A 24891-nucleotide genomic window follows, 5' to 3' on the forward strand; every position below is an offset into this window, starting at 1 on the left:
GACGCAGACGCAGACGCAGACGCAGACGCAGACGCAGACGCAGACGCAGACGCAGACGCAGACGCAGACGCAGACGCAGACGCAGACGCAGACGCAGACGCAGACGCAGACACAGACGCAGACGCAGACACAGATGTGCACGCTGAATCAGACCCAGTGCCGGATTCTGATAGTCAGAGTGACATTAATTTATTGGATGCCGAAGTCTCGGCAACCCCAGTTGACGCAGACCTCGAGGCGTCAAGCGAATCCATTGAAGAAGACCCAAGTGCGGTATGAGTAAACAAAAAGAACCCCAGTCGACTCAAGCGAGCGACGAAAAACTCCAAAAAGTGCTGGCCCGCGCCGGCCTCGGTTCGCGTCGAGAAATGGAGCGATTGATTGAGTCGGGGCGCGTGGAGGTCAACGGTAAAACGGCGGCCCTTGGCGATCGCGTTGGCGCCGATGCGAGCATTCGTGTCGATGGCAAAAACATCACTTTCAGCGCCGGTGAAGTCACCCGACGCGTATTGCTATACAACAAGCCCGAAGGTGAGATTTGCTCGCGCTCCGATCCGGAGGGCCGACGCACCGTATACGATCGCCTGCCCCAGTTGAAAGGTGAGCGTTGGATTTCTGTAGGTCGATTGGACTTCAACACCAGCGGCTTACTGCTATTCACCAACGATGGCGAATTGGCTAATAGATTAATGCACCCGTCCTCGGTCATCGATCGGGAATACCTCGTGCGCATTCAAGGCGATGTAGACGACGACATGCGTCAGCGCTTGTTGGATGGCGTATTGCTAGAAGATGGCGTAGCCCAGTTTACCGATATCGTTGACGGCGCCGGCGAAGGTCGCAACCGTTGGTTTTACTGCGTAGTCATGGAGGGGCGCAATCGCGAAGTGCGTCGCTTGTGGGAATCGCAAGGCGTGCGCGTCAGTCGTTTGAAGCGCGTGCGCTATGGCAATTGTTTCATTCCCTCGCACGTGCGCGTGGGCCAGTGGGTTGAGCTCACCGACAAAGAAATTAGCGATCTGTGCGCCACGGCGGGCATTGAACACCGGCCGCAATCCGAGGCCGTGGAGACCCGCGAAACCCGTGAGCGCCATGAGCGCAAGTTGCGCGTGGGCGCCTCAAAGCGTCCACTGGCGCGACAATTGAAAAAGCCCCGCGCCGAAGGCGGCACAATGCAGGAATCTGCAGACCACGCCAAACCGCAAAAAGCGCGCCCCGCGTTGGCGCCTCTGAGTAAAGCGTCGACTCCGAAACCGGCGGCAAAACAAGCGGCCGGCAAATCGGGCGCTAAAAAACCGCGTACAACCAAGTCTGGCGCTAAGACTCAAACAAGTAAGTCGCGCGCCGGAACTGATCGTGGACCGCGGCGGTAAATTATAGCCATGGCGCACTCAACTCAGGCAACACAGCTTTTTTCTTATCCTCGCTACTGGGCCGAATGTTTCGGCCCAGCGCCGTTTTTGCCCATGTCGCGCGCAGAGATGGATCAACTCGGCTGGGATTCCTGCGACATCATCATCGTGTGCGGCGATGCCTACGTAGATCACCCAAGCTTTGGCATGGCGGTGATCGGTCGCTTTTTAGAGGCGCAAGGTTTTCGCGTTGGATTGATTTGTCAGCCAGACTGGACATCTGCCGACCCCTTTAAAGCGTTGGGCAAGCCGAATTTATTTTTTGGCGTGAGCGGCGGCAACATGGATTCCATGATCAACCGCTACACCGCCGATAAAAAAGTGCGCAACGATGACGCCTATACGCCCGGCGGCGTGGGCGGCAAGCGGCCCGATCGCTGTGTGCTGGTGTATTCCCAGCGCTGTAAAGAAGCCTACAGTGATGTGCCAGTCGTGCTGGGTGGCATTGAAGCGAGCTTGCGTCGCATTGCTCAATACGATTACTGGAGCGACCAAGTGCGCCGCTCGGTGTTGATAGATGCCACGGCTGATATTTTGTTGTACGGCAACGCCGAGCGCGCCATTGCCGACATTGCCCATGGCTTAGCGGCCGGTAAAACCATTGAAGAGTTGAGCACGCTGCGCGGCACCACGGTGATTCGCAAAGCGCCGCCTTCGGGCTGGACGGAAATTGATTCATCCCGGATCGACTGGCCCGGCAATATTGATAAATTGCCCAACCCCTACGAGTATCAGCAAGATACCGGCAACGATGCCAACAACACGCAAGTGGGCTTGAAAGCGGGCGAGGGGCAGTTGCAAGCCAGCAGCGCGCCTTGCCAGCAAAATCAAGCGGCGAACCCGGCCGATGAAGTGCAACCCGTGCGCATTATTCCCATGCCTCTGGCCGGTCGCAGTTACAAAGATCCAAATACCTATATCCGGCTACCCAGCTTTGAAAAAGTGCGCAACGACCCAGTGCTCTACGCCCACGCCTCGCGCGTGCTGCACCAGGAAGCGAACCCCTTTAACGCGCGCCCGTTGATTCAAAAACACGGCAACCGCGAAATTTGGGTTAACCCACCGCCCATGCCGTTGGAAACCGATGAGCTGGATGGCGTGTTCGATTTGCCCTACCAGCGACGCCCGCATCCGAGTTACGGAAACGCGAAAATCCCCGCCTATGAGATGATCAAAACGTCCATCAATATTATGCGCGGATGTTTTGGCGGCTGTACCTTTTGTTCGATTACCGAGCACGAAGGGCGCATCATCCAAAGCCGTTCAGAAGAATCCATTCTGCGTGAAATTGAAGATATTCGGGAAAAGGTCCCGGGCTTTACCGGCCACATTTCCGATTTGGGTGGCCCCACGGCGAACATGTACCGTTTGCAGTGTAAAGATTTGCCCACCTTAAGCGCCTGCCGCAGGCTCTCTTGTGTATTCCCCACAATTTGTAAAAACCTGGGCACAGATCACAAACACACCACGCAGTTGTACCGCAAAGCGCGCGCGATTCCCGGCGTTAAACGGGTCTCTATTGCCTCTGGCTTACGCTACGATCTGGCCGTGCGCGACCCGGAATACGTAAAAGAATTGGTAACGCACCATGTAGGCGGCATGTTGAAAATCGCACCCGAGCACACCGAGGGGCGCCCATTAGACATGATGATGAAGCCCAGCATGGAGAGCTATTACGCTTTTAAAAAGCTGTTTGATAAGTATTCAAAAGAGGCGGGTAAAACCCAATACTTGGTGCCTTACTTCATCGCCGCTCACCCCGGCACAGAAGATGAGGACATGCTAAGCCTCGCGCTGTGGTTGAAGAAAAACAACTTTGAGGTAGATCAGGTGCAAACCTTCTACCCATCGCCTATGTCACTGGCCACGGCCATGTATTTTTCACAGCGCAACCCGCTGAAAAAATTAAGCTACAAAAAGGGCAGCCTGTACATTCCGCGCGATAAAGATCAACGTAAACTCCACAAGGCGTTATTGCGCTATCACGACCCTAGCAATTGGGGCTTTTTGCGTGAATCGCTCATTAAAATGAACAAGGCGCATTTGATCGATAAGCTACTACCCAGTGAATCTAAAAATGGCCGTAAGCAGTTTGTACAGGGTGGCGCACGCCAGAAGGCGAGCGGCAATAAGTTCGATAAAATCCCGGCACGCAAACCGCAAAACCCGCGCAGGGGGAAACCGCGCTCTAAGAGCAGGTAGTTTGGGTAGCGGGTTTTAGTAAGTAGTTAATTCTTAAGCGGGCGACTTTTTAGTCGCCCGTTTTTTTGGCCCATTGAAGGGGAGGGGTAGTTATAAATATCTAGGTTGGGCGCAGGAAGTAAGGCAAACACCTTGTGCCCTCCGGCCACTGCGCTGCGAGTACAAGGAAATATGCCGCGCGAAGTGTTCACAATTGGCCTGCGGGCACAAGGCATTTACCTTACTTCTTGTCAGCATCGGTAGTAGGGCAAGTGGTGGGGTGGTTTTTTCAGGCTGTTCGCTGACTGGGCAAGGCAGGTGAGGAATAAGGTTGTAGCTTCGGCGCAGGAAGCAAGGCAAACACCTTGTGCCCTCCGGTCACTGCGCTGTGAGTATTGGGCAACGTGCTGCGTGAGGTGTTCGCAATTGGCCTGCGGGCACAAGGTGTTTACCTCGCTTCTTGTGAGCATTTGTAGTGGAGTGTGTGATGAGTGGGCTATTTTTCAGGGGGAAGTTATAGTGTTTGGAATACTTGCTTGACCTTGGAGTCAGGTCTGGCGGTATAATTCTTACGCCAGTTTATGGGTAAGATATAGGCACGCATTCTTTATTATGCTTGGCGGTATTTTTTCGACAATTAATAATTAGAATAGAGGCTTTATGAGAGGATATATTTCTTTAGGCGGGATTTTTCTTGCATTTCTGCTATCGGCATGTGCAACGCCAACTGTAAAATTAAGTCCTGATGATGCTAAAAATTTGTACGGAAAAGGAGTTTCTGTAACCGTACTTCCAGCAGCAAGCATGGCCTCTAATCTGGATGGAGCAATGCTTTTTGGGGCGTTAGGGCAGAAAGTGAAGGGTGGTGCACTTGAGCAGAAGCTCGAATTAGCTGACCCAGCCAAAACAGTTGAGGCTGAGTTGGCTGTACATTTCTCAGAGCAGTTCAATGCCAAATCTGGTGGCGACTATACGCTTTCTTTAAACACAACCTATTGGTGGTTGGGCAAGCCAATTGGCGCTGAAGATGAAAATATTCTGCTTGCAGGTATTATTGAGATGAAGTTGCTTGATAGCACGGGCAAGCTTATAGCGAGCGACACATTCAACGGATCTAACGATCCAAAGAATACACCAATTAGTACAGACGATATAAAGTCGGGTAATAATCAAGCGGTAAGCGCGGCAGCAGAAGATCTTGCCAAAAAAGCCGCTTCGAAGTTTATTACAACTCTCGTGAAATAGTTTTTCGGTGCCGCTCAGGTAGCAGAGAACTTTAGAAAACGCCGCATTATGCGGCGTTTTTTGCTTTTTCGAATTGAATACTTTAAGTCCCTCAGAAACTATTTTGGCAGCATCGCGCATTCGTAAATACCTTGTGCCTGGAGGCCCTACACCGCGCGAAGTGTTCGCAATTGGCCTACGGGCACAAGGTGTTTACCTTACTTCTTGTGAGCTTGGGTGGTGCGTTGGTTTTGATGCGTACTTTTTAGAGGAAGAGCTTTGGCGAGTGGGTTGTTGAAACGTAGGTGCGGCTGGTTGCTCAAGTGGTTCGTCGCGCAGGCAAAAGCAGGTGAGGGCGTGGAGTTTATAGGGTTTTAACTTAGGCATAGGAAGCAAGGCAAACACCTTGTGCCCTCCGGTCACTGCGCTGCGAGTATTGGGCAACGTGCTGCGTGAGGTGTTCGCAATTGGCCTGCGGGCACAAGGTGTTTACCTTACTTCTTGTGAGCTTGGGTGGTGTGGAGAATGGTGGAGTGGGAATAGGAGCGGCGTTTCGCTTTGTAATTCTGACGTTGCTGCAATATTCTACGGGGCTACACATCAAGTACCGGCGAGTTTTCATGGCCCTTAAGCCCACGATATATAAATTAAACCTGAATCTGGCAGATAGCGATAAGCACCACTACCAAAGCTACCAACTGACCCTTGCCCAGCATCCCTCTGAAACCGCTGAGCGCATGGTGGTGCGTATTCTGGCCTTTGCCTTAAATGCCGATGAACGCTTGGCCTTTACCAAAGGTATTTCAACCGCAGAAGAGCCAGACCTCTGGCTAAAAGAAGATCACGGTGCAATTGCCCTATGGATCGAAGTAGGCCAACCCAAAGCAGACAGGCTCCGCAAAGCCGTAAACCAAGCCGCAGAGGTAAAGCTCTATGCCTTTGGCAAAACCGCAGATACCTGGTGGGGCATAGAGAGCAAAGATATCCCCCAATCAGAAAAACTCACCATCGCCCGCTTCCCCTGGGCAGACATAGAACAGCTCGCCAAAAACCTGGATCGCAACATCCGCTGGAGTATCAGCATTGCCGGTGGTGAGCTCTATGTGGATACAGGTAGTGCTGTAGCGCATATCATCGTAGGCGCATTTTGATTTTGGCATTCTGCATTGATAAGTGGGGTGATACTTGAAATTACTATTATTGCCAGGATTAGATGGAACAGGGCAGTTGTTTAATGATCTGGTGAAGTACATACCGCTTGAATTTGAAGTTCAAGTTGTATCATTAAACGATATCGGTGGCGAAACCTATGATGAGCAAGCTGTATTAATTGCAGAGTTGGTTGGGCAAAATGATGTTGTTGTAGTTGCTGAGTCGTATTCGGGTCCTATCGCGCACGCTTTGTGTGGGTTGTTAGGCAATAAGCTCATCAGTTTAATTTTTATTGCTAGCTTTATTGGGCCTCCTTCAAGAATTTCATTGTTGGGGTTTGCGATGCCGACCAGATGGATAAGGAAAAATTTTTTAGTTCGAAATTTGATAAATTTTTTTGGTTTTAATGGGCGTGGAGCCCCAGCGAAAATTGAAGAAATTCTGAATGCCCTGCATGCTGTGCCGGTTAAAGTTCTCAAGCAGCGATTCAAGAATATTTCATTGATAAAGGTAAGTGACGAAATTCACGATGTTGCTTGTATTTATATTCGACCTGCTGCCGATAGGCTCGTCGGGTCTAGTGCCGTGGATGCGGTAAAGTGTTGTTATCCAAATCTTAATGTCATGCAAATCGACGGCGGCCATTTTATAGCTCAGACTTCGCCAAAGGAATGTGCAGAAGTAATTCTTGATGTGCTGAAGCCCGTAATAGGAGCAAGAAATACGCCGTTTAAATAGTGGTGGTTTCGATCAATAGGGTCAGAGTCATTGATTTCTGCTCAGCGCTGATGGTTTGCAGGCTGCAGTGTTAAAATTTAACAAGGAGCGTAAGCCAAGTAAGCCGTTTTATCTGTATTCGTATTTACTATTTTCACTTTGGCGAGTACTGCACAAGCCGGCGAGCTGCTGCCTGTTGTCAGATGGGAACGGTTTTACTCAAGCGGTTACAAGATGACTCTTGAGTGCAAGGGTTCTGATGAGTTGAAGCGGGCCGCGGGGGATTTAGGGTATTCCACCCATGTAAATGTGGTGCCCGCAGAGAGTCGGTTGCGGTTAGATGAAACCCTGCTTGCACACAATGGGCAGACTGGAAGTTCTGGGCTGGGGGCAGAGCGTGCGGTAGCGCATCTTGTAAAACCTGCATTTGTGCAAGTGGCAGATGGCGAGCTTTTGTATTTTCACAGTGAAGGCAGTGAAAATCCTTACCGATTTAAGAAAATATAAGTAGAGTTGCGCAGCGTGAAGCGGCGCACTTTCTTTGGTCGGTTAAACGCAGCTATTCAAAAATAGCTTTCATGACCCAGCTGCTTTCGCTTACCACCCATCTACACAAAGGCTAGCCACCCCCTTGCGCCCGCAGGCCAATTGCAAGGCTATGAGAATCGCACTATGCCAAAAACCCGCGATGTAGTGGCCTGCGGGCGCAAGGGGGTGGGTGGCCTAGCCCACCCAACTAAACCGCTTTTAAACCAACAGCCCCTAACCAACATCACAATAAACACCACAAAAAAACGCCGCACTAAGGCGGCGTTCCAGTTCTTCTCAAAAGCCTAAAGATAAGCTAGCGCAAATCAAACCTGTCGGCATCCATCACTTTCGCCCAGGCTTTAACAAAGTCTTTCACAAAGGTTTTTTCTGCACCTTCCATTGCGTAAACCTCCGCAATACCCCTTAGCTGCGCGTTAGAGCCAAACAGTAAATCTACCCGCGTGGCTGTGTATTGCACTTTGCCGGTTTTGCGGTTGCGGCCCTCGAAGAGGTTGGCCTTTGGAGAGGTTGGCACCCATTGGGTGTTCATATCTAACAGGTTTACAAAAAAATCATTGGTGAGTTTGCCGGGCGTTTTTGTGAACACGCCGTGAGGCTGGCCGCCCACGTTGGCATTTAACGCGCGCATGCCGCCAATGACTACCGTCATCTCCGGTGCCGTGAGTGTGAGCAGTTGCGCACGGTCTAGCAGTAACTCCTCTGCGCTTACGCTGTAATCGGCCTTTTGGTAATTTCTAAAGCCGCAGGCTTTGGGTTCCAAAACTTCAAAGGCATCAACATCTGTTTGCTCTTGCGTGGCATCTACCCGGCCCGGCGAAAAGGGTACTTTTACTTTGTGGCCTGCCGCTAGGGCAGCGGCCTCAATGGCGGCGTTGCCACCCAGTACAATCATGTCTGCCATGCTTACGCGCTTTTTGCCGGTTTGGGCTTTGTTAAACGCCTTTTGAATACGCTCAAGCGTGCTCAACACATTGGCCAATTGTTCCGGCTCATTGGCGGGCCAATCTTTTTGCGGGGCCAGCCGAATGCGGGCACCGTTGGCGCCGCCGCGTTTATCTGAACCGCGAAAAGTACTGGCGCTGCACCAGGCAGTGGCAATGAGCGCTGTGTGCGTGAGCTTGCTGGCCAGTATTTTCGCTTTCAGGTCGTTGGCATCTTTGCCGGAGATGAGCGAGAAATCCCGCTCGGGCAGTGGGTCTTGCCAGAGCAGTTCCTCTGCCGGTACTTCCGGCCCAAGGTAGCGGCTTTTGGGGCCCATGTCGCGGTGGGTGAGCTTGAACCAGGCGCGGGCGAAGGCATCGGCAAATTCGGCTGGGTTCTTATGAAACCGCTCGGAAATTTTGCGATAGGCCGGGTCTGCAATGAGTGCGAGGTCGGTGGTGGCCATCATGGGCGCGTGGCGCTTGTTGGGGTTGTGAGCGTCGGGCACTGTGCCTTGGCCTGCATTGCCCTTGGGCTTCCACTGGTGGGCACCAGCGGGGCTTTTGGTGAGCTCCCACTCGTAGCCAAAGAGCGTGTCGAAAAAGCTGTTGTCCCATTGGGTGGGGGTTGGCGTCCAGGCGCCTTCCAGACCACTCGAAATAGTATCTTCGCCGTGGCCTGTGCCCATGTTGCTGTGCCAGCCAAAGCCCTGCGCCTCAATGGGTGCGGCCTCAGGCTCCGGGCCCTTGTGGCTTTCCGGGCCTGCGCCGTGGGTTTTACCGAAGGTGTGGCCACCGGCAACCAGCGCCACGGTTTCGTAGTCGTCCATGGCCATACGCGCGAAAGTTTCACGAATATCGTGGGCGGCGGCCTTTGGATCTGGCTTGCCGTTGGGGCCTTCGGGGTTTACATAAATCAGGCCCATTTGCACCGCCGCCAGCGGGTTTTCCAGCTCGCGTTCGCCGCTGTAGCGATTGTCTGCCAGCCACTTCTTCTCAGAGCCCCAGTAGGTGTCGCCTTGGGGTTCCCAAATGTCTTCCCGGCCGCCGGCAAAGCCAAAGGTGTTAAGGCCCATAGATTCCAGCGCCACATTGCCGGTTAGAATCATTAAATCTGCCCAGGAAATTTTGTTCCCGTATTTTTGCTTAATGGGCCAAAGCAGGCGACGGGCTTTATCCAGATTTACGTTATCTGGCCAGCTGTTGGTGGGTGCAAAGCGCTGCTCGCCGCTGCCTGCGCCGCCGCGGCCATCGCCCATGCGGTAGGTGCCGGCACTGTGCCAGGCCATGCGAATAAAAAACGGCCCATAGTGGCCGTAATCTGCGGGCCACCAGTCCTGCGAATCTGTCATGAGTGCGTGCAGATCTTTCTTGAGGGCTTTTAAGTTTAATTTGTTGAAGGCATCTTTGTAGCTGAAGCTTTCATCCAGCGGATTCGCCTTGCGATCGTTCTGATGCAAGATGCTCAGTTTTAATTGGTTGGGCCACCAGTCTTCGTTGGCAGTGCCAGTGCCGCCGGTGCGGGTGAGTGCGCCATGCATTACCGGGCACTTACCCCTGGCCATTGATTCGTTATTACTCATTGCAATCTCCCGTAATGCTTTCGTGTGAGTGAATTGATACCCGTAGCTATTGCTGTGGCGCTCAGTGTGCCAGTCAGCTTGAGCCGCATTGGACATTAAGCATAGTTATAGTTAGGTGGCTTGGATTTTAATAATTGAGTTTCACAACTGGTCTGATAGCCCCACGCTCAAATGCCTTTGGGCAGCGCGATTTGAAGGGCGCTGACACGCCGGATTTAACTGATCAATACGCAGCAGTTTGGATGTTGGATGGCGGCGAAGTTTTACTGGCGCTGTGTCACTATGGCGTGGTGAGCAGGCGTTGCTATCTAGCTTACTATCCGAGTTACCTGCTTTCAGCAGGGGCAACAGCCGTAAAAGGCGTGAGGGGTTTTGCGGATGGGGTCTATCCCCTTAAAATGGGCGCATTAATCAATTGGCGAGAGGAAGTGGCTTGTGACGGCGAAATTACTAGTGATTACCGGTGGTAGTAAAGGTATCGGGCGGGCGGTCATCGAGCGGTTTCTGAATGACGGGTTTGCGGTTATCAACATTTCTCGGTCACCCTGCAGCGTGGAAGGCGTTGTCAATTTGGCACTGGACATGAGTGACATACGCTGGGAGGAAAAGGGTGGGGCCTTGGTGCACTCGGCGGTGTCTGCGGCGCTGCCAACGGGGTCGGGGCAGGTGGTGTTGGTGCACAATGCTGCCATTATGCATAAAGACAGTGTCGACGCCATTGAAGCGAAAGATTTCAGCCGAGTGCTTCAGCTTAACGTTGTGGCACCGAGTCAGTTAAATCAATTGATATTGCCCGCCATGGCACCGGGCTCGGCCATCGTGTACGTGGGCTCAACCTTGAGCGAAAAAGCCGTGGCCAATACCTGCAGCTATGTCACCTCGAAACATGCGTTGGTTGGCTTGATGCGCGCCACCTGCCAAGATTTGGCGGGCAGGGGCATTCATACGAATTGTGTGTGCCCGGGTTTTACCGACACTGAAATGTTGCGGGCGCATGTGGGCGGCGATCAATCGATTCTCGATAGCATTGCCAGTGGCGTCACCTTTAATCGCCTAATCGAATCGCAGGAAATGGCTGCGGCAATTTACGCGGCAGCGACCCAGCCGGTATTTAACGGCGCAGTCATTCACGCGAATTTGGGCCAAATAGAGCGCTAGGCGCGCTCAGTGTTCGACTTCATTGTCGATGTGTAAATAGCGACGCAGGTAGTGAACCGCGCCGTAAAAGGGCAGTGTATCCACCAGTGCCACCACCATCTTAAAAAGGTAGTTGCTGCCCATTAAAACCAATAGCTGGGGCAGTGAAATGGCGCCGGCAAAATAGGCTGCGCCAAAGGTGATACTGATTACGGTGAATGAGTCTACGCCTTGGCTAACCAATGTGGATAGATTATTGCGCAGCCACAGGTGTTTTCCTTTGGTGAGGCGCTTCCAAAAATGGAATAGGTGGACATCGCAATATTGCGCTGCAATGTAGGCGAGCATAGACGCCACGACGGCGCCGGAGGTGCAGGCGAAGATCAGCTGGTAAAGTTCAATGGTGTCGCCAACCACGGTGCCGTCGGGCAATATCACGTCACTTGATAGGTTGAGTGATTGCCAAGGTGGCATGCTGTCGGCGGCTACGGAAGGCAGTGAATTGCCAATCCAAAGTACTGCTATAACAAAGATATTCATGATGAGGCCAACGGTCACCATAAAATTGGCGCGCCGTTTACCGTAGATTTCGCTGACTAAATCAGTACACAAAAAAGTCAGTGGATAGGGAAGAACTCCCACAGCGAGCGCCATTGGGCCCAATTGAATAAAGCGTGTGATGCCAATCACGTTGAGCAGCGTCATAGCGCTTAAGAAAAAGCCCGCCAATACTAAAAATACTTTTTCGCGGCGCCAGTTTAATTCCTGCTGCGTTAACGGTGGAGTCAATTAAATGCCCTCGCGCCAAATGCAGGAGCCCCATTGACCAGGGCCAGAGGAAACTTTCATCTCTACCTGTGCGATGTCGTGGCGCGAGACAAAGTCATCGTCGTGCAGAAAGCGTTGCAGTAGATAGTCTGCAAAGGCCTCTACCGTCGTGTTTGGAATGGGCAGCAATTTACAATCACTTTTTAGAAATACCAGGGTTTCACCGTTGAAGCTGGCTTGGTATTGGGAGCCTTGTTCGACGATGGCTAAATAGGGCGATTTGGCTGGCAGCAGGGTGTATTCATCCAATTCGTCACAGAGCGCACGAATTTTATCTTTGAGAATTTTATAGCTGAATGCCAAACCGTTGCGATTGGCGGGTGAGCTGATACTCATGGAAACGCGAAAGTTATGGCCGTGCAATCGCTCGCGCTCAGTGCCCGAAAATATCGTGAAGTGGGCGGCAGAGAATTTCATATCCTCTTTGTTGACTTCGATGGTGGTGAGACTGCTCATTCGCGTACCGCTGGTTATAATGTGATCAGGTATGGTGAAGCTGCTGGCCCAGTATAGGGTTGGGGCCAGCAAAATTGTACCCCGTTCCTTTGCACTAAAGGGCAGACGGAGTATGCTGCCAGAATACGTTGACAGGAGATAATCAGATGAAGCAAGTGCTCAATCGGCTGTTGTTTGCAGGTGCGTTATTAGCGTTAGTGAGTCATGTAAGTGCTCAAACTGATGCGCCACCTTATGCACAAGCGGTTGACGCTGGCGCCGTAGCCACAGTGCATCCTCTTGCGACTCAGGCGGGTATGAACGCCTTAGCTGAGGGCGGGAATGCAGTCGATGCCGCCGTAGCGGCAGCCATAACGCTGGGTGTTGTGGATAGCCACAACTCCGGTATTGGTGGCGGCGCATTTGTTTTAATTCGCACAGCCAAGGGTGAGTTATTTGCAATCGACGGCCGAGAGACGGCCCCCATGGCCGCTCACAGGGACATGTTCGTTATTGAGGGAGTTGCCGATACCCGTTTGAGTCAAATGGGCCCCTTGGCCGCCGGCGTGCCCGGTTCCGTGGCAGCCTATGAGCTGGCGATGCAAAAGGCCGGCGCCTTACCCTATGCAAAAGTGTTACTTCCCGCGGCGTCTTTGGCAGAGCAGGGTTTTGCCATTGACAGAATATTTGCGGGGCGCCTAGCGCGTTCAGCAGAGCGGCTTGCACAATTTCCCGGCAGCGCCGAGATTTTATTAGATCCAGAGGGCAACCCTTGGCCCAAAGGCCATACCTTGGCGCAGCGCGATCTGGCTAATACCTTGCGGGCTATTGCAAAAGAAGGCAGCGGCTATTTTTATAAGGGTGCCTTTGCCAAGTCTGTTGGCGATTGGATGGCCGCCAACGGCGGTGTATTAACCGCGAAAGACTTTGCTGATTATTCCGTCGTTGAGCGCAAACCAATTACCACATCGTATCGGGGTTATACCTTGGTGGGGTTTCCGCCGCCCAGTTCGGGTGGGGTGCATACCGCACAGATATTGGGCATGCTGGAGGCCTTCGATCTGAAATCACTCAACGATGGCGACCGTTACCACGTCATCGGTGAAGCGATGAAACTGGCGTTTGCCGATCGGGCTTATTGGTTGGGTGATCCTGCGTTTACCAAGGTGCCAAAAGGTTTAGTGCAGTCAGATTACATTGGACGACAAGCTGCACGCATCAATATGGATAGCGTGTTAGATGTCACCGGACCCGGCACCCCGAAAGATGTCGATGTCGATTTGTTCGCGAAACACACCACCCATATCGCTGCCGCCGATAAATGGGGCAACTGGGTGGCTATTACCACAACAGTAAACACGGATTTTGGTTCGAAGGTGATCGTGCCGGGCACGGGCGTCGTGCTCAATAACCAAATGGATGATTTTTCCGTGCAACCGGGCGTGCCCAATGTGTACGGTTTGGTGGGCACTGAGGCCAACAGCGTGCAACCGGGCAAGCGGCCACTGTCCTCGATGACGCCCACCATTATTCTCAAGGGCGATCAGCCGGTGATGACAGTGGGTGCCGCGGGTGGCCCTACGATTATTACCCAAGTGGTGCAAGCCATCGTGAACCATTTAGACTTGGGCATGCCGCTCGATGACGCCTTGGCAAAAACCCGTATCCATCAGCAGTGGCGTCCCGATATGTTGTTCATAGAGGCGAATATGCCCGCGGGTACGCGTCAAATCTTGCTCAATAAAGGCCACAAATTAAAAGAGATGGGGCCCTATGGTTCCACGCAGGCCATTGCCTGGGTGGATGGAAAATGGGTTGCTGTGTCTGAGCCGCGTTTAGCTGCGCGCAATAAAGATTAATCGCCCAGCCAATAACGGGCTTCTTGGAGAGGTGTTTCTTCGGGGAGTCCGGGGTTTGCCAATTTGAAGACGCGCCGATTTTTCATGTTGGCGCGCTTTAGAAAATGCATCAGACTTGGGTGGCTTTCAAATAGAGCGTCGAAGCTGCCGTCTTGAATCATCAACTCCAATCCTTGTTCTAGTCGTTGGGCAAGCGCGGCATTTCCGTGTTGTACAAAAAAATACATGGGTGCTGGATACGACAACATCAATGTTTCTTCTACGGCTAGCCCTTCATCTTTGTGGGCTTCAAGCTCAATCCAGGCTTCATTAACACCTCTAGGAAAGTAGTCAAAACGCCCGCCGCGCAACATCGAAAATAAAAGTTCGTACTGTATTGAGGTGTGCACGCGCAAGCCATTGGCTCTCAGTATGTCGGTGTCGGGCCAGTGGGCGCCTTGTCCAGCTGTCAGCTGTGCCAGTTGCTGTAGCGACGTAATGCGTGAGAAAACATCCTGTTGGCCTGCACGAATTAAAAAAACCCTCTTGCCCAATAGGCCTTTAAGAAGCGGCACCCGAATGGGTTGCATGGCATCTTCTCGCTCTTTGGATGTCATGGTCCAAATGACATCCACCGATAATCCACGCTGTAATTCCGCAATAAGTCGTGCCTGGGTAAAGGTTTCAGGGATAGACTGTAGAACGATTTCCTCATTGGGTGATTTGCTCCGTGCGAGAGCAAGCCGCAGCAGGGTGATGACATAGTTGGTGTGCCCCGAACTACTGAACTCTTGTTGGGGTATCTTGATGATGACTTGTTGAGGGCTTTTGTCGGTGGGCAACACCGTTTGGTTGTGGGTGGGTGCCGTGGGTGTATTGGTGGCATTAGCGGTGAGCGCACCGGCTAAGGTGATGATCCCTATCAATAATTTCCACCAAAAAGCGTGAGACATAGGCCACCGGGACATCGAACGTTGATGCTAGTCTAGCAGTTTGCTGGCTGCGTTTACGCATTACTCGCCATTAATTGTCGCCAGGCGAGGTCTCTCATTATTTCTTCTGAGCCACCCCCGATAGCATTTACCCGCACCTCACGGTAAATGCGTTCCGCGCGACAACCCCGTAAGTAGCCCGCACCACCAAGAATTTGCAGTGCTTCGCGGGCACAGAATTCCAGGGTTTGTGTGGCTTGAACTTTGAGCAGTGCGACGTCGCTGGGTTTACTGATGCCTTGGGTAATTTGCCACGCGCAGCTGTCTAAATAGCCCTGGGTGGCATTGATCTGGCGCAGCATCTCTGCAAATTTATGTCCAATCACTTGGTGTTTGATCAATGGCTTGCCGAAGGTGTTGCGTTCGTTGGCCCAACACCAAGCGTCTTCAAAACATACTCTTGCAGCTTCTAGGGCACTGGCGGTTAACGCCAGTCGCTCATTATTAAAATTGTGGACAATGGGTAAAAACCCACTATTTTCTTGCCCGATTAAGTGGTCGCAGGGTACGACGACATTGTCAAAATAGAGGGTGGCGGTGTCTGAACACCACCAGCCTTGTTTTTTGCTGAGGGGAGTGCGCGATACGCCTTCAAGATTGGCGTTAATCAATAACAGCGAAAGGCCGTTCACACCGGCTTCGCCCGTGCGCACGGCGGTAGTAAACCAATTGGCGCGGAGGCCACCGGTAATAAGTGTTTTGCTGCCATTGACGATGTAGTGATCGCCTTCTCGTCGTGCCTGTGTGGTTAACTGTGCAACATCGGAGCCGCCGCCCGGTTCGGTAATCGCCAAACTGATGTGTTGCTCTCCGGCCAACACGGATGGGACTATGCGTTGTTTCAGTGCCTCACTGCCATAGTGAACGATGGGCGGCAGCGCAATACCGTGGACCATTAACGATGCATAGACGCCGCCAGCACCGCAGGCGGCCAATTCCTCGGCGGCAATGATCATATGGTGTAAATCGGTTCCCGCGCTGATGCCGCCCAAGGCTTCTGGGTATCCCAACTGCAGTAACCCGACATTTGCGGCATCCTGCCAAAGCGATGGGGGAAGGGTGCCGGCTTCCTCCCAATCATCTACGAAGGGCGTGATATGAGAATCTACAAATTTACGCAAGCTCGCGCGCCACTGTTGGTGCGTGTCAGTTTGGTAGGGGTTAGGTAGGCGAATGCTATCGCGCATCGGCATGTTATTTTCCCACAGTTGATTTAAAGGCTGTTTTGGTTTGCTGCATGTGGTCCGACGGCGCCGCGCAATTTTCAGGCGCTGGTGCAATGTTAACCAAACACTGCCCTTGTCGAACTTGGTCGCCCACCTGACACATCAGCGTCGCTTCGCCCGTTGCAGTGGCCTTGATAGGCAACTCCATCTTCATGGCCTCTAACAGTAAGAGGGTGTCGCCCGCATTAACAACCTGCCCAGATTCGCACAAGATGGCGAGTACCTGACCATCCATGGGTGCGTTTAAATTGCCGGATGCACTGGCAGTGTCGGCATTTGTGATCAGCTTGTTGCGTTCAAAGGTGTAGTGATCAGACTTCAGCTGCACAAAAATCTGGTGCTCATTGTGACCGACAAAGGCGTGAATGCACTGGTGGTCAAGGGTGAAGGATATTTGGTTGTCTGTGTATGAGCAGCGCTCTAAATGCAGCGCTTGCTCGTCGTTCAGGTGCAATATTAATGTGCCATTACACCATTGGCGGGCGTCGAGTGTGGCTTGAAAACCTGCGCCATTGTGCAGCCAGCGTTGTTGCTTGGCGTGGCTAAGTTGTGACAGAGCATGGTGGCTTTTGTTGTTTGGTTGCGCGCGTGTGAACGCGTACAAACAGGCTGCGGCGCGCGCTTGAGTCATGGCCGCTTCAGATGGCCTAGCGATATCGTAGGTGATTAAAAATTGTGTGGTTGGCGGAGCCTCGGTAAATCCTGGGTGTGTGCATATGCGCCTGAGAAAGCCGAGATTATGGTTAACGCCAAGCGCGATGGTGGCATCTATCTGATTGCATAGTTGTTGTATGGCGGCGTCCCGTGACTCACCCCAGGCAATGAGCTTTGCCAGCAAAGGGTCATACCATTGGGTGATCTCTGCGCCGTTAAATAACATGTGATCCGTTCGCTGGTGCGCTTGCTCTAGGCTCTGCCAAAGTGCCATGCGCCCGATTTGTGGCATGAAATTTTGTGCGGGGTCTTCAGCGTACAGTCGCACTTCTATGGCGTGTCCTCTGGGCACAAGTTGCTGCTGTGTTTTCGGTAGTGGCGCTCCCTGGGCGATTTGCAGTTGCCACTGCACGAGATCGACGCCATAAATGGCTTCGGTAACAGGGTGTTCTACCTGCAGCCGGGTATTCATTTCTAAAAAGTAAAACTGCTCCTGCTCGACGAGAAACTCCACCGTGCCTGCGCCTACATAGTCACAACTCAATGCAATGCGCACCGCCGCTTCGCCCATGGCTTGTCGTAGCGGAGCGGGTAAATCAACAGCGGGGGCTTCTTCTATGACCTTTTGATGGCGGCGTTGCACTGAACAATCGCGCTCCCCTAAATATACACACTGCCCATGTTGATCGGAGAAGATTTGAATTTCGATGTGCCGTGGTTGTGTGAGTGCCCGCTCGATCAGCAGTGCATCACTACCAAAGGCATTGCGTGCTTCTGCACGGGCACTGTCGATGGCTGCCGCGAGCTGTTCCGCCGCGAGCACTAAACGCATGCCTCTACCGCCGCCGCCATGTGCAGCTTTAACCATCAACGGGAAGCCGATCTCCTGTGCGGCGTTGATGAGCTGATCATTGGACGCATTTTCCTCCGAAAACCCGGGCAGTAGTGGTACACCGGCACGCGCGACGAATTGCTTGGCGCGCCGTTTGTCGCCCATAAGCTCAATGGCATTGCTTGAAGGACCGATAAAAATAATGCCGGCTTGGTCAAGTGCTTGTGCAAGCGCGTGATTTTCCGATAGAAATCCGTAGCCTGGATGCACTGCATCTGCGCCACTGACTTTTGCCGCCTGCACAATGGCTTGAATGTTGAGATAGGAGTCTGTGGCCGTCGATGTTCCGAGTCGATGACATTCGTGCGCCATTTTAACGTGTCGCGCGTTGGCGTCGGCATCACTGAAAACAGCGATGGTGTGCATGCCCATGGCTTTTGCGGTACGAAATATTCGGCAGGCAATTTCACCGCGGTTGGCCACTAGCAGACGTTGAATTTTCCGGTTTGTCATGCTGTAACTTCCTCGTCCCGAATCCATTTAGGCCGCCGTTTTTGCATGAATGCCTGCGTTCCCTCTGGGCCATCGCCCTGGGTAACTGCATCGCTAAAGGCTTGGGCTGCCCGCGCTAACATTTGCTCACAGTTGGCGTCGTTGGCTTCGCTGAAGGGGCTTTGTTGTATCAGCAGTGATTTGGTGGTTTTCAAGGCCGCAGGCGAACAGTGATTGATGGCACGCAGTTGAGTGGCAAGGGCTTGTTGTAGGTGCACTTGATCTTGAACCAATTGATCAACTAACCCAGTGTCCAGTGCTTCCTGTGCTGTTAGCTTTTTTGCGGTGAGTGCCATTTGTCGCGCCTTGGCGTTGCCAATGCGCGCAGCCACAAAGGCGGCGATTTGCGCAGGTGGTAAGCCGAGCGTGGCTTCGGGCATGGCGAGCAGTGCGGTTTCGCTGGCGAGGCATATGTCTGACACCGCCGCCAAACCGAGGCCACCGCCCATCACTGAGCCCTCGAGTAGGCTTATAGTAGTGCAGGGCAGTCGCGCCATCGTTAACAGCAATTTTCCGTAGGCAAGATTGAGTTCATAAAATGCCGATTGGTCACCGGATTCATAGGCCTGAGCGGCTGCAAGCATGTCGGCAATGTCGCCGCCTGCGCAAAAGTGTCCATCGGCACCCTGTAGCACCAATGCGCGTATGTCCTGCTGTGTTGAAATCCAGGTGCACACGCCGAGCAGTTCGTTGAGCATGGCGCCATTGATTGCATTGCGCACCTGTGGGCGATTTAGCGTGACAGTGATTCCGCAAAGGTTGCGGGCAATTTTTATGTGTTCACATGTGGGGATATTCATCGACTTAGCCCTTTGCTTTTTTAGGGAGTATGCCCATAAGTTTGCAAATAATGCCGAGCATAATTTCATCGGCGCCGCCACCAATGGCCGTGAGCCGAAAATCTCGATACAGACGATTTATGAGCGTCGATTCCATGAACCCCATGCCACCCCAAAACTGTAAACACTGATCAGGTAGGCTGCGCGAGAGACGACCGGCCTTCAGTTTTGCCATGGACGCAAGCAGCGTGGCATCTTGGCCCGCCACATAATTCTCCGTGGCGCGGTAGATGAGTGACCGCAGCGCTTCGACTTCCATTTGGTGTTCGGCGAGTGCGAAGTGAATAGTTTGATTGTTGAGTAGGGGCGCATTAAACGCTTGGCGCTCACGGGTGTAGTCAATTGTACTTTGAATGCATAGCTCAAAGCCCTTGATGGTTAGCGCTGCGCCAAACAGTCGCTCCTCCTGAAATTGCAGCATTTGGTACAAAAATCCTGCACCCTCGTCGCCAATGCGATTGCGCTGAGGGACGCGAACACCGTCAAAAAAAACCGCGGAGGTGTCTGATGAGCGCATGCCCATTTTTTCTAGCTTTGGCCCTCGACTGACGCCCGCGCAATGGGACGGAACGATGATGAGGCTTTTATTGCTGTGGGGTTTGTCGTCGCTGGTATTTGCTAAAACGCAATAGAAGTCGGCTTGATGGGCGTTGGTGATCCACATTTTTGCGCCATCAATTATATAGTCGTCACCGTCTTTGCGAGCGCGGGTCTTGATGTTGGCAACGTCAGAGCCTGCGCCTGGTTCTGATACGGCAATGGCCGCAATGAGTTTGCCCTCAATGGCTGGCGTTAGGAATTCCTGCTTGAGTTCGTCTGATCCATATTGTGCCAATGCCGGTGTGGCCATGGACGTTTGAACGCCAATGGCAAGTGGCACGCCGCCGCAATGCGCACCCCCCAATTCCTCAGCCAGGATAAGTTCGTAACTGAAGTCGAGGCCCAATCCTCCTGAGGCTTCCGGTTTGCTGATGCCGAGCAATCCCAAGTCGGCCAATGATTTCAAAATATCGTGCATGGGAAAGTGCCCGGCACGCTCCCATTCGTCGATGTGTGGATTCAGTTGTTCAGTGACAAAGCGTGCCACATTTTGTCGGAGTGCTTGGTGTTGCTCTGTAAATTGCATAGGTTCTCCGTGAGTGGCTAAAAACGTGCTACGCCAAACTTGCTGCTGTTGAGTTGGAATGTATCCGCTTGTTGGGTAATGGACAGTAATAATCCAAGTAGATCGCGGGTGTGGCGCGGATCAATAATGCCATCGTCCCAAAGGCGTGCAGTACAGGCCAGTGCAGTGGCGTTGGCGTCGACAAATTCAGCGGTATCGCGCTCAATTTTGTCGAGCATGTCGGCGTCAGTACTACCAGCTTTTGCCTCGGTCACAATGCGCAGGACTTTGCCCGCTTGTGCGCCGCCCATCACCGAGGTGCGGCTATTGGGCCAGGCGAAAATAAAGCGGGGATCGAAACCGCGGCCACACATGGCATAGTTGCCGGCGCCATAGGAACCTCCCATCACGATACTGAATTTAGGCACGCTTGCGTTGGCGACCGCTTGAATCATTTTTGCACCGTGTTTAATGATGCCGGATTGTTCAGCGGCAGTACCCACCATAAACCCCGTGGTGTTGTGCAAAAATAACAGTGGGGTCCGACTTTGCTCGCACAACTGGATGAACTGAGCCGCTTTGTTGGCGCCTTGCGAGGTGATAGGGCCATTATTGGTGATGATGCCAATGGCCGCTCCGTGAATGCGCGCGTGCCCGCACACGGTTTGCCGGTCAAAATTGGATTTAAATTCCAAAAAATCCGAACTGTCTACAATGCGGGCGATGACCTCGCGGGCGTCAAAGGGTGTTTTATTGTTGGCGGGAATGACCGATAACAAACTTTCTAGGTCATAGCTCGGCGGCTGATCTACTGAATTTTCAGCCAAGGTAAACCAGTGCAACTGAGCCACCAAATCCCGTGCGAGCTCAATGGCCTCGCTATCATTTTCGGCAATATAATCGCCGGTGCCCGCAATCTCGCCATGGACTTCGGTGCCACCCAGCGCTTCGTCGGTGGCTATTTCGCCGGTGGCGGCTTTGAGCAGGGGCGGGCCGGCCAAATACATGGTCGCCTGATTGCGCACTAATACCACATAATCACTTAATGCCGGTTGATAGGCGCCGCCAGCGGTTGCACTACCGTGCACCACAGTAATCTGTGGAATACCCATCGCTGACATGCGGGCTTGGTTGGCAAAGCCCCGGCCACCCGGCGCGAAAATTTCATTGGCGTACATCAAATTCGCGCCGCCACTTTGGGCCAAGGTTACAAATGGCAGTTTATTTTCCATTGAAATTTGCTGAAGTCGCAGGGCTTTTTCCATGCCTACCGGGGAGATAGTTCCGCCCTTGATGGCATAGTTGTCGACGCGTATGACACAGGGCGTGCCTTGAATAAACCCAATGCCACCGATACAGCCACCACCGGCGCCAGTGCCGTCCTTATCGTCGTACATCTTGTAACCAGCCAGACTGCCAATCTCGACGAATGGGCTGCCTTCATCAATGAGCTGAGCTAACCGCTCACGTGGCAACAACATGCCGCGCGCAGCATACTTCTCGCGCTTATTCTCAGCTGCCGCACTGAGTGCCTGATCCAGTGAAGTAATGTCGGCTATCTGTGTTAACAGTTGTGCTCGGTTTTCCCGTGCAGTGGCGCTGTCGATGTGCAATTGGGTAATTAGCTTAGGCATCTATTCGTTCTCGCTGTCGCGCAACATGGCAGGCAATTCAGCGCGATGAAAGCCATTGAATGGACTGCTGTTGGCTGCAGGCCCTTCGGGCAGCGGCCAAATAGCGGGTGCAGAACCTAGCGACGAACCGCCGTCGATGCGCAGCGTGTGACCATTGATAAAAGCCCCACCGGGACTGAGTAGAAAACAAATGGCGGCGCTGATCTCGGCCTCGAATGCCAGGCGCTTTAAGGGGACGTGGTCTTTTACGCCTTTGATGAGCGTTTGGAATTGTGGGTCGTAGGTGTCGAAGCCACTGGATGCAACCCAGCCGGGTGCTACGGCATTGACCCTAACGCCAAAAAAGCCCCATTCCCACGCGCAGGTTTTAGTGAGGTTTTCCATGCCCGCACGCGCTGCCCCTGAGTGGCCCATCGCGGGCATGCCATTTAGATTATCGGCGGTGATATTTATGATGGCGCCACCGTGTTTTTGCATGCTGTGTTTGTAGACTTCGCGCGCCATGAGAAACCCGCCAAGCAGATTGCTGCGCACTACCGCCTCAAAGCCTTTGGCCGAGATGAGTTCGAGAGGCGCTGGAAATTGTCCGCCTGCGTTATTTACAAGGCCGTGAATAACCGGGTGCTCGGTAATGATGTTGGCGATTGCTTGGGTTACCGCCACCTCATCTCTGATATCAAAGCTGGCGCTACTCACGGAGCCACCGTCATTGCGTATCTCTTCACTGACGCGATCGAGTTTTGCTTGCGTGCGGCCCGTAATGACCACGTGTGCTCCTAAAGATGACAGCTCGTGCGCGACGCAGCGGCCAATACCACTGCCACCGCCCGTGACTATGAAGCATTGGTTTTTGAAAAGGTCGGGTTTAAGTACGGATTGGTAGCTCATAGCAAGTCCTATAAAAAACATTCTCGTGCTTGTGCCGGGCTGGCAATGGCGCGGCCCGATTGCTCTGCGATCTTTGCCAGCGCTTCAATTAGCTGCCCGTTGTGCGCTGCGCGTTCGCCATTAGGTAAGTAAAAAGTATCTTCTAGGCCCGTGCGCAAGTGCCCACCTAATTCAGCAGTGCGTCGATGGACGGGCCAAATCTCCTGTCGACCGATTAATGTGGTCTGCCAGGGGTTATCGCCGGGCAGGTATTTGAGCAACAACGGCAACAATTCAGAGTCTGCGGGCATGCCGCTCGCAACACCCATGACAAAATTGAAACTAGCCCGATCGATTAACCCCACTTCTTGGTACATGCCCACAGAGCGCACAATTCCCAGATCAAAGCACTCGAACTCTGGACGGGTACCGGTGCTGGCCATGACCGCTAGCAGCTCTTCAATTTTCTCAATCGTGTTTTCAAAAAGCATGGGTGGCCATGCCCAGGTGCCGTCGCGCTTGACCTTTAAGTAGTTAAGGCTGCCGGCGTTGCAGGCGCCAATTTCCGGTTTGCACCGTTGCAGACAGGCAATGGGGCCAGCTTGATCGCGATTGATGGTGCCAGTGGAAAAATTAAGCAGTACGCCCGGGCAGGCGGCCCGTATGGCTTCGGCAATTTCAAAGGCCACTTCGGGCTCCCAGGAGGGCAGGTGGCCCTGGCCTGGCTCCTGCCGACGGAAGTGGACATGCATCACGGCCGCGCCCGCTTCAAAGGCTTGACGGGCGGCAGTGGCCATTTCTCGCGCGGTCACGGGCACAGGATGTTGTGCTGGGTTGGTAAGCACACCCGTTAGGGCGCAGGTGATAACAGCGGGTGAGTTGGCCATGGTGGCTCCCTGTTATTGATTATATGAGTCGACAATACCAAGCAAGCGCTTGGTTGACAATAGGCGGTTTTTCCGATTAATTGCCACCCTTAATTGTTTAAGCAGGGAGTGTGCGGCTTGACCAGCGACCGTGTGTTAGAAAACCAACAGTCGGCCAAAGGGCGCGTATTGCGCGTAGCGGCATCGCTTTTTCGCGAGAGGGGCTTTGCCCGTACCACGGTGCGCGATATCGCCGCGGAGGTGGGCATTCTGTCGGGCAGCCTGTTTCATCACTTCCCCAACAAAGAATCCATTCTGGCTCAGCTGATGGAGGAGCTGATATTGCTGGTGGAGGATGCAATGGAGCGCCAGTTGGCGGGCAAGCGCGAGCCCCGCGACCGGTTGCGGGTGTTGGTCGCCTGTGAATTGCAGGCAATTCATGGCGAAATAGGCACGGGTTTTAGCATTTTGGTCACTGAATGGCGCTCTCTCAGTCCGGCGAGCCAAGCCCACATACTGGCGTTGCGTGATCGCTATGAGCAGCGCTGGTTGGACTGCCTGAAGAACCTAAAAGCTGCGGGCGGGCTCTCTGCAGAGCCCAGTTTGGCGCGCCATTTTATTCGGGGCGCGGCCATGGAAACCTGGCATTGGTACAAACCCGATGGCCCCTTCACGCTCGCGTCGTTAGCCGATCAATTGGTGGATTTAGTGGTGCACCCCTAGTTTTACGCGCGCTCGACAAAATGTTTCGCTGTCGCGTCAACCATTTATGGGAATGGCCGTTGTATAGGGTGAATTGACACTTCTAACTGCCATTACAAAGAGAGATTAGCGATGAAATCAATGACTCCTATTAGCCTTGTTACCACCTTTACTTTGCTGTTCTGCGGTGCTGCATTAGCTCAGGACACCATTGCAGAGCGCCACGATGTGCGTGGCGATCACAAGGAAATGCGCTTGGATCAGAAAGGTGATCGTATCGAGCAGCGACTTGATAACAAGGGCGATCGCATTGAGCGGCGACTGGATAAGAAAGGTGATCGCATCGATCAGCGCCTCGACCGACGTGCCGACCGCGCCGAGGCCAATGGCCACGAGGTGCGTGCAGCTAAGCTGGATGCCAAGGGTGATCGAATAGATCGTCGTTTAGATAACAAGGGCGAGCGGATTGATCGCCGTCTGGATCAGAAGGGTGATCGTATCGATCGTCGCTTGGATAAAAAAGGGGAGCGCATGAATCGCCGCACCGATAAGCGAGGGGAGCGTAAACAGCGCGCTGCGGATCGTCGGAGCTAGATGAGTCTTCAGTAATGTGAATAGGGGGCTTGTTCCAAGGCCCCATTGG

At 53.1% G+C, this 24891-nt stretch carries 21 protein-coding genes and 1 pseudogene; 11 read left to right on the plus strand and 11 right to left on the minus strand.

Features of this window, described 5'->3' with window-relative positions; all coding sequences use genetic code 11:
- The 7 genes and pseudogenes from FHS30_RS06315 to FHS30_RS06345 all read left to right on the plus strand — a co-directional run.
- The coding region (locus FHS30_RS06315) for a hypothetical protein (RefSeq protein WP_221197197.1) at positions 1-279 on the plus strand (279 nt) is incomplete at its 5' end.
- Positions 276-1127 (plus strand): annotated as a pseudogene (gene rluB / locus FHS30_RS06320) (23S rRNA pseudouridine(2605) synthase RluB); the annotation flags it as partial. The gene FHS30_RS06315 and the pseudogene rluB, both read left to right, overlap by 4 nt.
- A gap of 255 nt (positions 1128-1382) precedes the next feature.
- Positions 1383-3614 (plus strand): YgiQ family radical SAM protein, encoded by a 2232-nt coding sequence (locus tag FHS30_RS06325; protein WP_183909543.1) that lies wholly within the window; start codon positions 1383-1385, stop codon positions 3612-3614.
- A 639-nt stretch (positions 3615-4253) separates the two neighbouring features.
- A complete protein-coding gene (locus FHS30_RS06330; protein ID WP_183909545.1) occupies positions 4254-4838 on the plus strand; it encodes a hypothetical protein in 585 nt (194 codons plus the stop codon).
- Between the two features lie 599 nt (positions 4839-5437).
- Entirely contained in the window at positions 5438-5968 is a 531-nt protein-coding gene (locus FHS30_RS06335) for a YaeQ family protein (RefSeq protein ID WP_183909547.1), read from the plus strand.
- Between the two features lie 34 nt (positions 5969-6002).
- On the plus strand, positions 6003-6707 hold the full coding sequence (locus tag FHS30_RS06340; RefSeq protein WP_183909549.1) for an alpha/beta fold hydrolase: 705 nt from the start codon (positions 6003-6005) through the stop codon (positions 6705-6707).
- Positions 6708-6920: 213 nt separating this feature from the next.
- Positions 6921-7193: a hypothetical protein gene (locus FHS30_RS06345; RefSeq protein ID WP_183909551.1), complete on the plus strand. Its 273-nt coding sequence runs from the start codon at positions 6921-6923 to the stop codon at positions 7191-7193.
- 337 nt (positions 7194-7530) lie between these two features.
- On the opposite strand, the gene katG is transcribed toward FHS30_RS06345, so the two are convergent.
- Complete coding sequence (katG, locus tag FHS30_RS06350; RefSeq protein ID WP_183909553.1) at positions 7531-9741, minus strand: catalase/peroxidase HPI; 2211 nt, start codon at positions 9739-9741, stop codon at positions 7531-7533.
- A 435-nt stretch (positions 9742-10176) separates the two neighbouring features.
- On the opposite strand from katG, the gene FHS30_RS06355 reads away from it, so the two are divergent.
- A complete protein-coding gene (locus tag FHS30_RS06355) occupies positions 10177-10899 on the plus strand; it encodes an SDR family NAD(P)-dependent oxidoreductase (protein WP_183909555.1) in 723 nt (240 codons plus the stop codon).
- A gap of 6 nt (positions 10900-10905) precedes the next feature.
- Here the strand turns inward: FHS30_RS06355 and FHS30_RS06360 are convergent, their stop codons facing one another.
- Both FHS30_RS06360 and FHS30_RS06365 read right to left on the minus strand, forming a co-directional pair.
- Positions 10906-11667, minus strand: coding sequence for a queuosine precursor transporter (locus FHS30_RS06360; protein ID WP_246341208.1), 762 nt, complete (start codon positions 11665-11667; stop codon positions 10906-10908).
- A complete protein-coding gene (locus tag FHS30_RS06365; RefSeq protein ID WP_183909557.1) occupies positions 11668-12162 on the minus strand; it encodes a 6-pyruvoyl trahydropterin synthase family protein in 495 nt (164 codons plus the stop codon).
- Between the two features lie 146 nt (positions 12163-12308).
- Here FHS30_RS06365 and ggt point away from each other — a divergent pair, with 146 nt between their 5' ends.
- The gene (gene ggt / locus FHS30_RS06370) at positions 12309-14000 is read left to right on the plus strand and encodes a gamma-glutamyltransferase (RefSeq protein WP_183909559.1); all 1692 of its coding nucleotides are present in this window, start codon (positions 12309-12311) and stop codon (positions 13998-14000) included.
- Here ggt and FHS30_RS06375 read toward each other — a convergent pair.
- From FHS30_RS06375 to FHS30_RS06410, 8 genes are read right to left on the minus strand one after another with little or no spacing between them, the layout of a single operon-like run.
- Positions 13997-14932 carry a substrate-binding periplasmic protein gene (locus FHS30_RS06375; RefSeq protein ID WP_183909561.1) on the minus strand — a complete coding sequence of 312 codons (936 nt, stop codon included), beginning with the start codon at positions 14930-14932 and terminating at the stop codon, positions 13997-13999. The genes ggt and FHS30_RS06375 overlap by 4 nt on opposite strands.
- 53 nt (positions 14933-14985) lie before the next feature.
- The gene (locus FHS30_RS06380; RefSeq protein ID WP_183909563.1) at positions 14986-16164 is read right to left on the minus strand and encodes an acyl-CoA dehydrogenase family protein; all 1179 of its coding nucleotides are present in this window, start codon (positions 16162-16164) and stop codon (positions 14986-14988) included.
- Position 16165: 1 nt separating this feature from the next.
- The gene (locus FHS30_RS06385; protein ID WP_183909565.1) at positions 16166-18196 is read right to left on the minus strand and encodes an acetyl/propionyl/methylcrotonyl-CoA carboxylase subunit alpha; all 2031 of its coding nucleotides are present in this window, start codon (positions 18194-18196) and stop codon (positions 16166-16168) included.
- On the minus strand, positions 18193-19035 hold the full coding sequence (locus FHS30_RS06390; protein ID WP_183909566.1) for an enoyl-CoA hydratase/isomerase family protein: 843 nt from the start codon (positions 19033-19035) through the stop codon (positions 18193-18195). Before FHS30_RS06390 ends, FHS30_RS06385 begins: the two co-directional genes overlap by 4 nt.
- Positions 19036-19039: 4 nt before the next feature.
- Complete coding sequence (locus tag FHS30_RS06395) at positions 19040-20200, minus strand: acyl-CoA dehydrogenase family protein (RefSeq protein WP_183909569.1); 1161 nt, start codon at positions 20198-20200, stop codon at positions 19040-19042.
- Between the two features lie 17 nt (positions 20201-20217).
- Complete coding sequence (locus FHS30_RS06400; protein ID WP_183909571.1) at positions 20218-21813, minus strand: acyl-CoA carboxylase subunit beta; 1596 nt, start codon at positions 21811-21813, stop codon at positions 20218-20220.
- Positions 21814-22701, minus strand: coding sequence for an SDR family oxidoreductase (locus FHS30_RS06405; protein ID WP_183909573.1), 888 nt, complete (start codon positions 22699-22701; stop codon positions 21814-21816).
- An 8-nt stretch (positions 22702-22709) separates the two neighbouring features.
- Positions 22710-23567 carry a beta-keto acid cleavage family enzyme gene (locus tag FHS30_RS06410; RefSeq protein WP_183909575.1) on the minus strand — a complete coding sequence of 286 codons (858 nt, stop codon included), beginning with the start codon at positions 23565-23567 and terminating at the stop codon, positions 22710-22712.
- Between the two features lie 117 nt (positions 23568-23684).
- Between FHS30_RS06410 and FHS30_RS06415 the strand changes: the two genes are divergently transcribed.
- Together FHS30_RS06415 and FHS30_RS06420 are read left to right on the plus strand one after the other, a co-directional pair.
- Entirely contained in the window at positions 23685-24269 is a 585-nt protein-coding gene (locus FHS30_RS06415; protein WP_183909577.1) for a TetR/AcrR family transcriptional regulator, read from the plus strand.
- Between the two features lie 111 nt (positions 24270-24380).
- Positions 24381-24842: a hypothetical protein gene (locus FHS30_RS06420; protein WP_183909579.1), complete on the plus strand. Its 462-nt coding sequence runs from the start codon at positions 24381-24383 to the stop codon at positions 24840-24842.
- The last annotated feature ends 49 nt before the right edge of the window (positions 24843-24891 follow it).

The organism is Simiduia aestuariiviva (assembly GCF_014192475.1).
GTDB lineage: Bacteria > Pseudomonadota > Gammaproteobacteria > Pseudomonadales > Cellvibrionaceae > Simiduia > Simiduia aestuariiviva.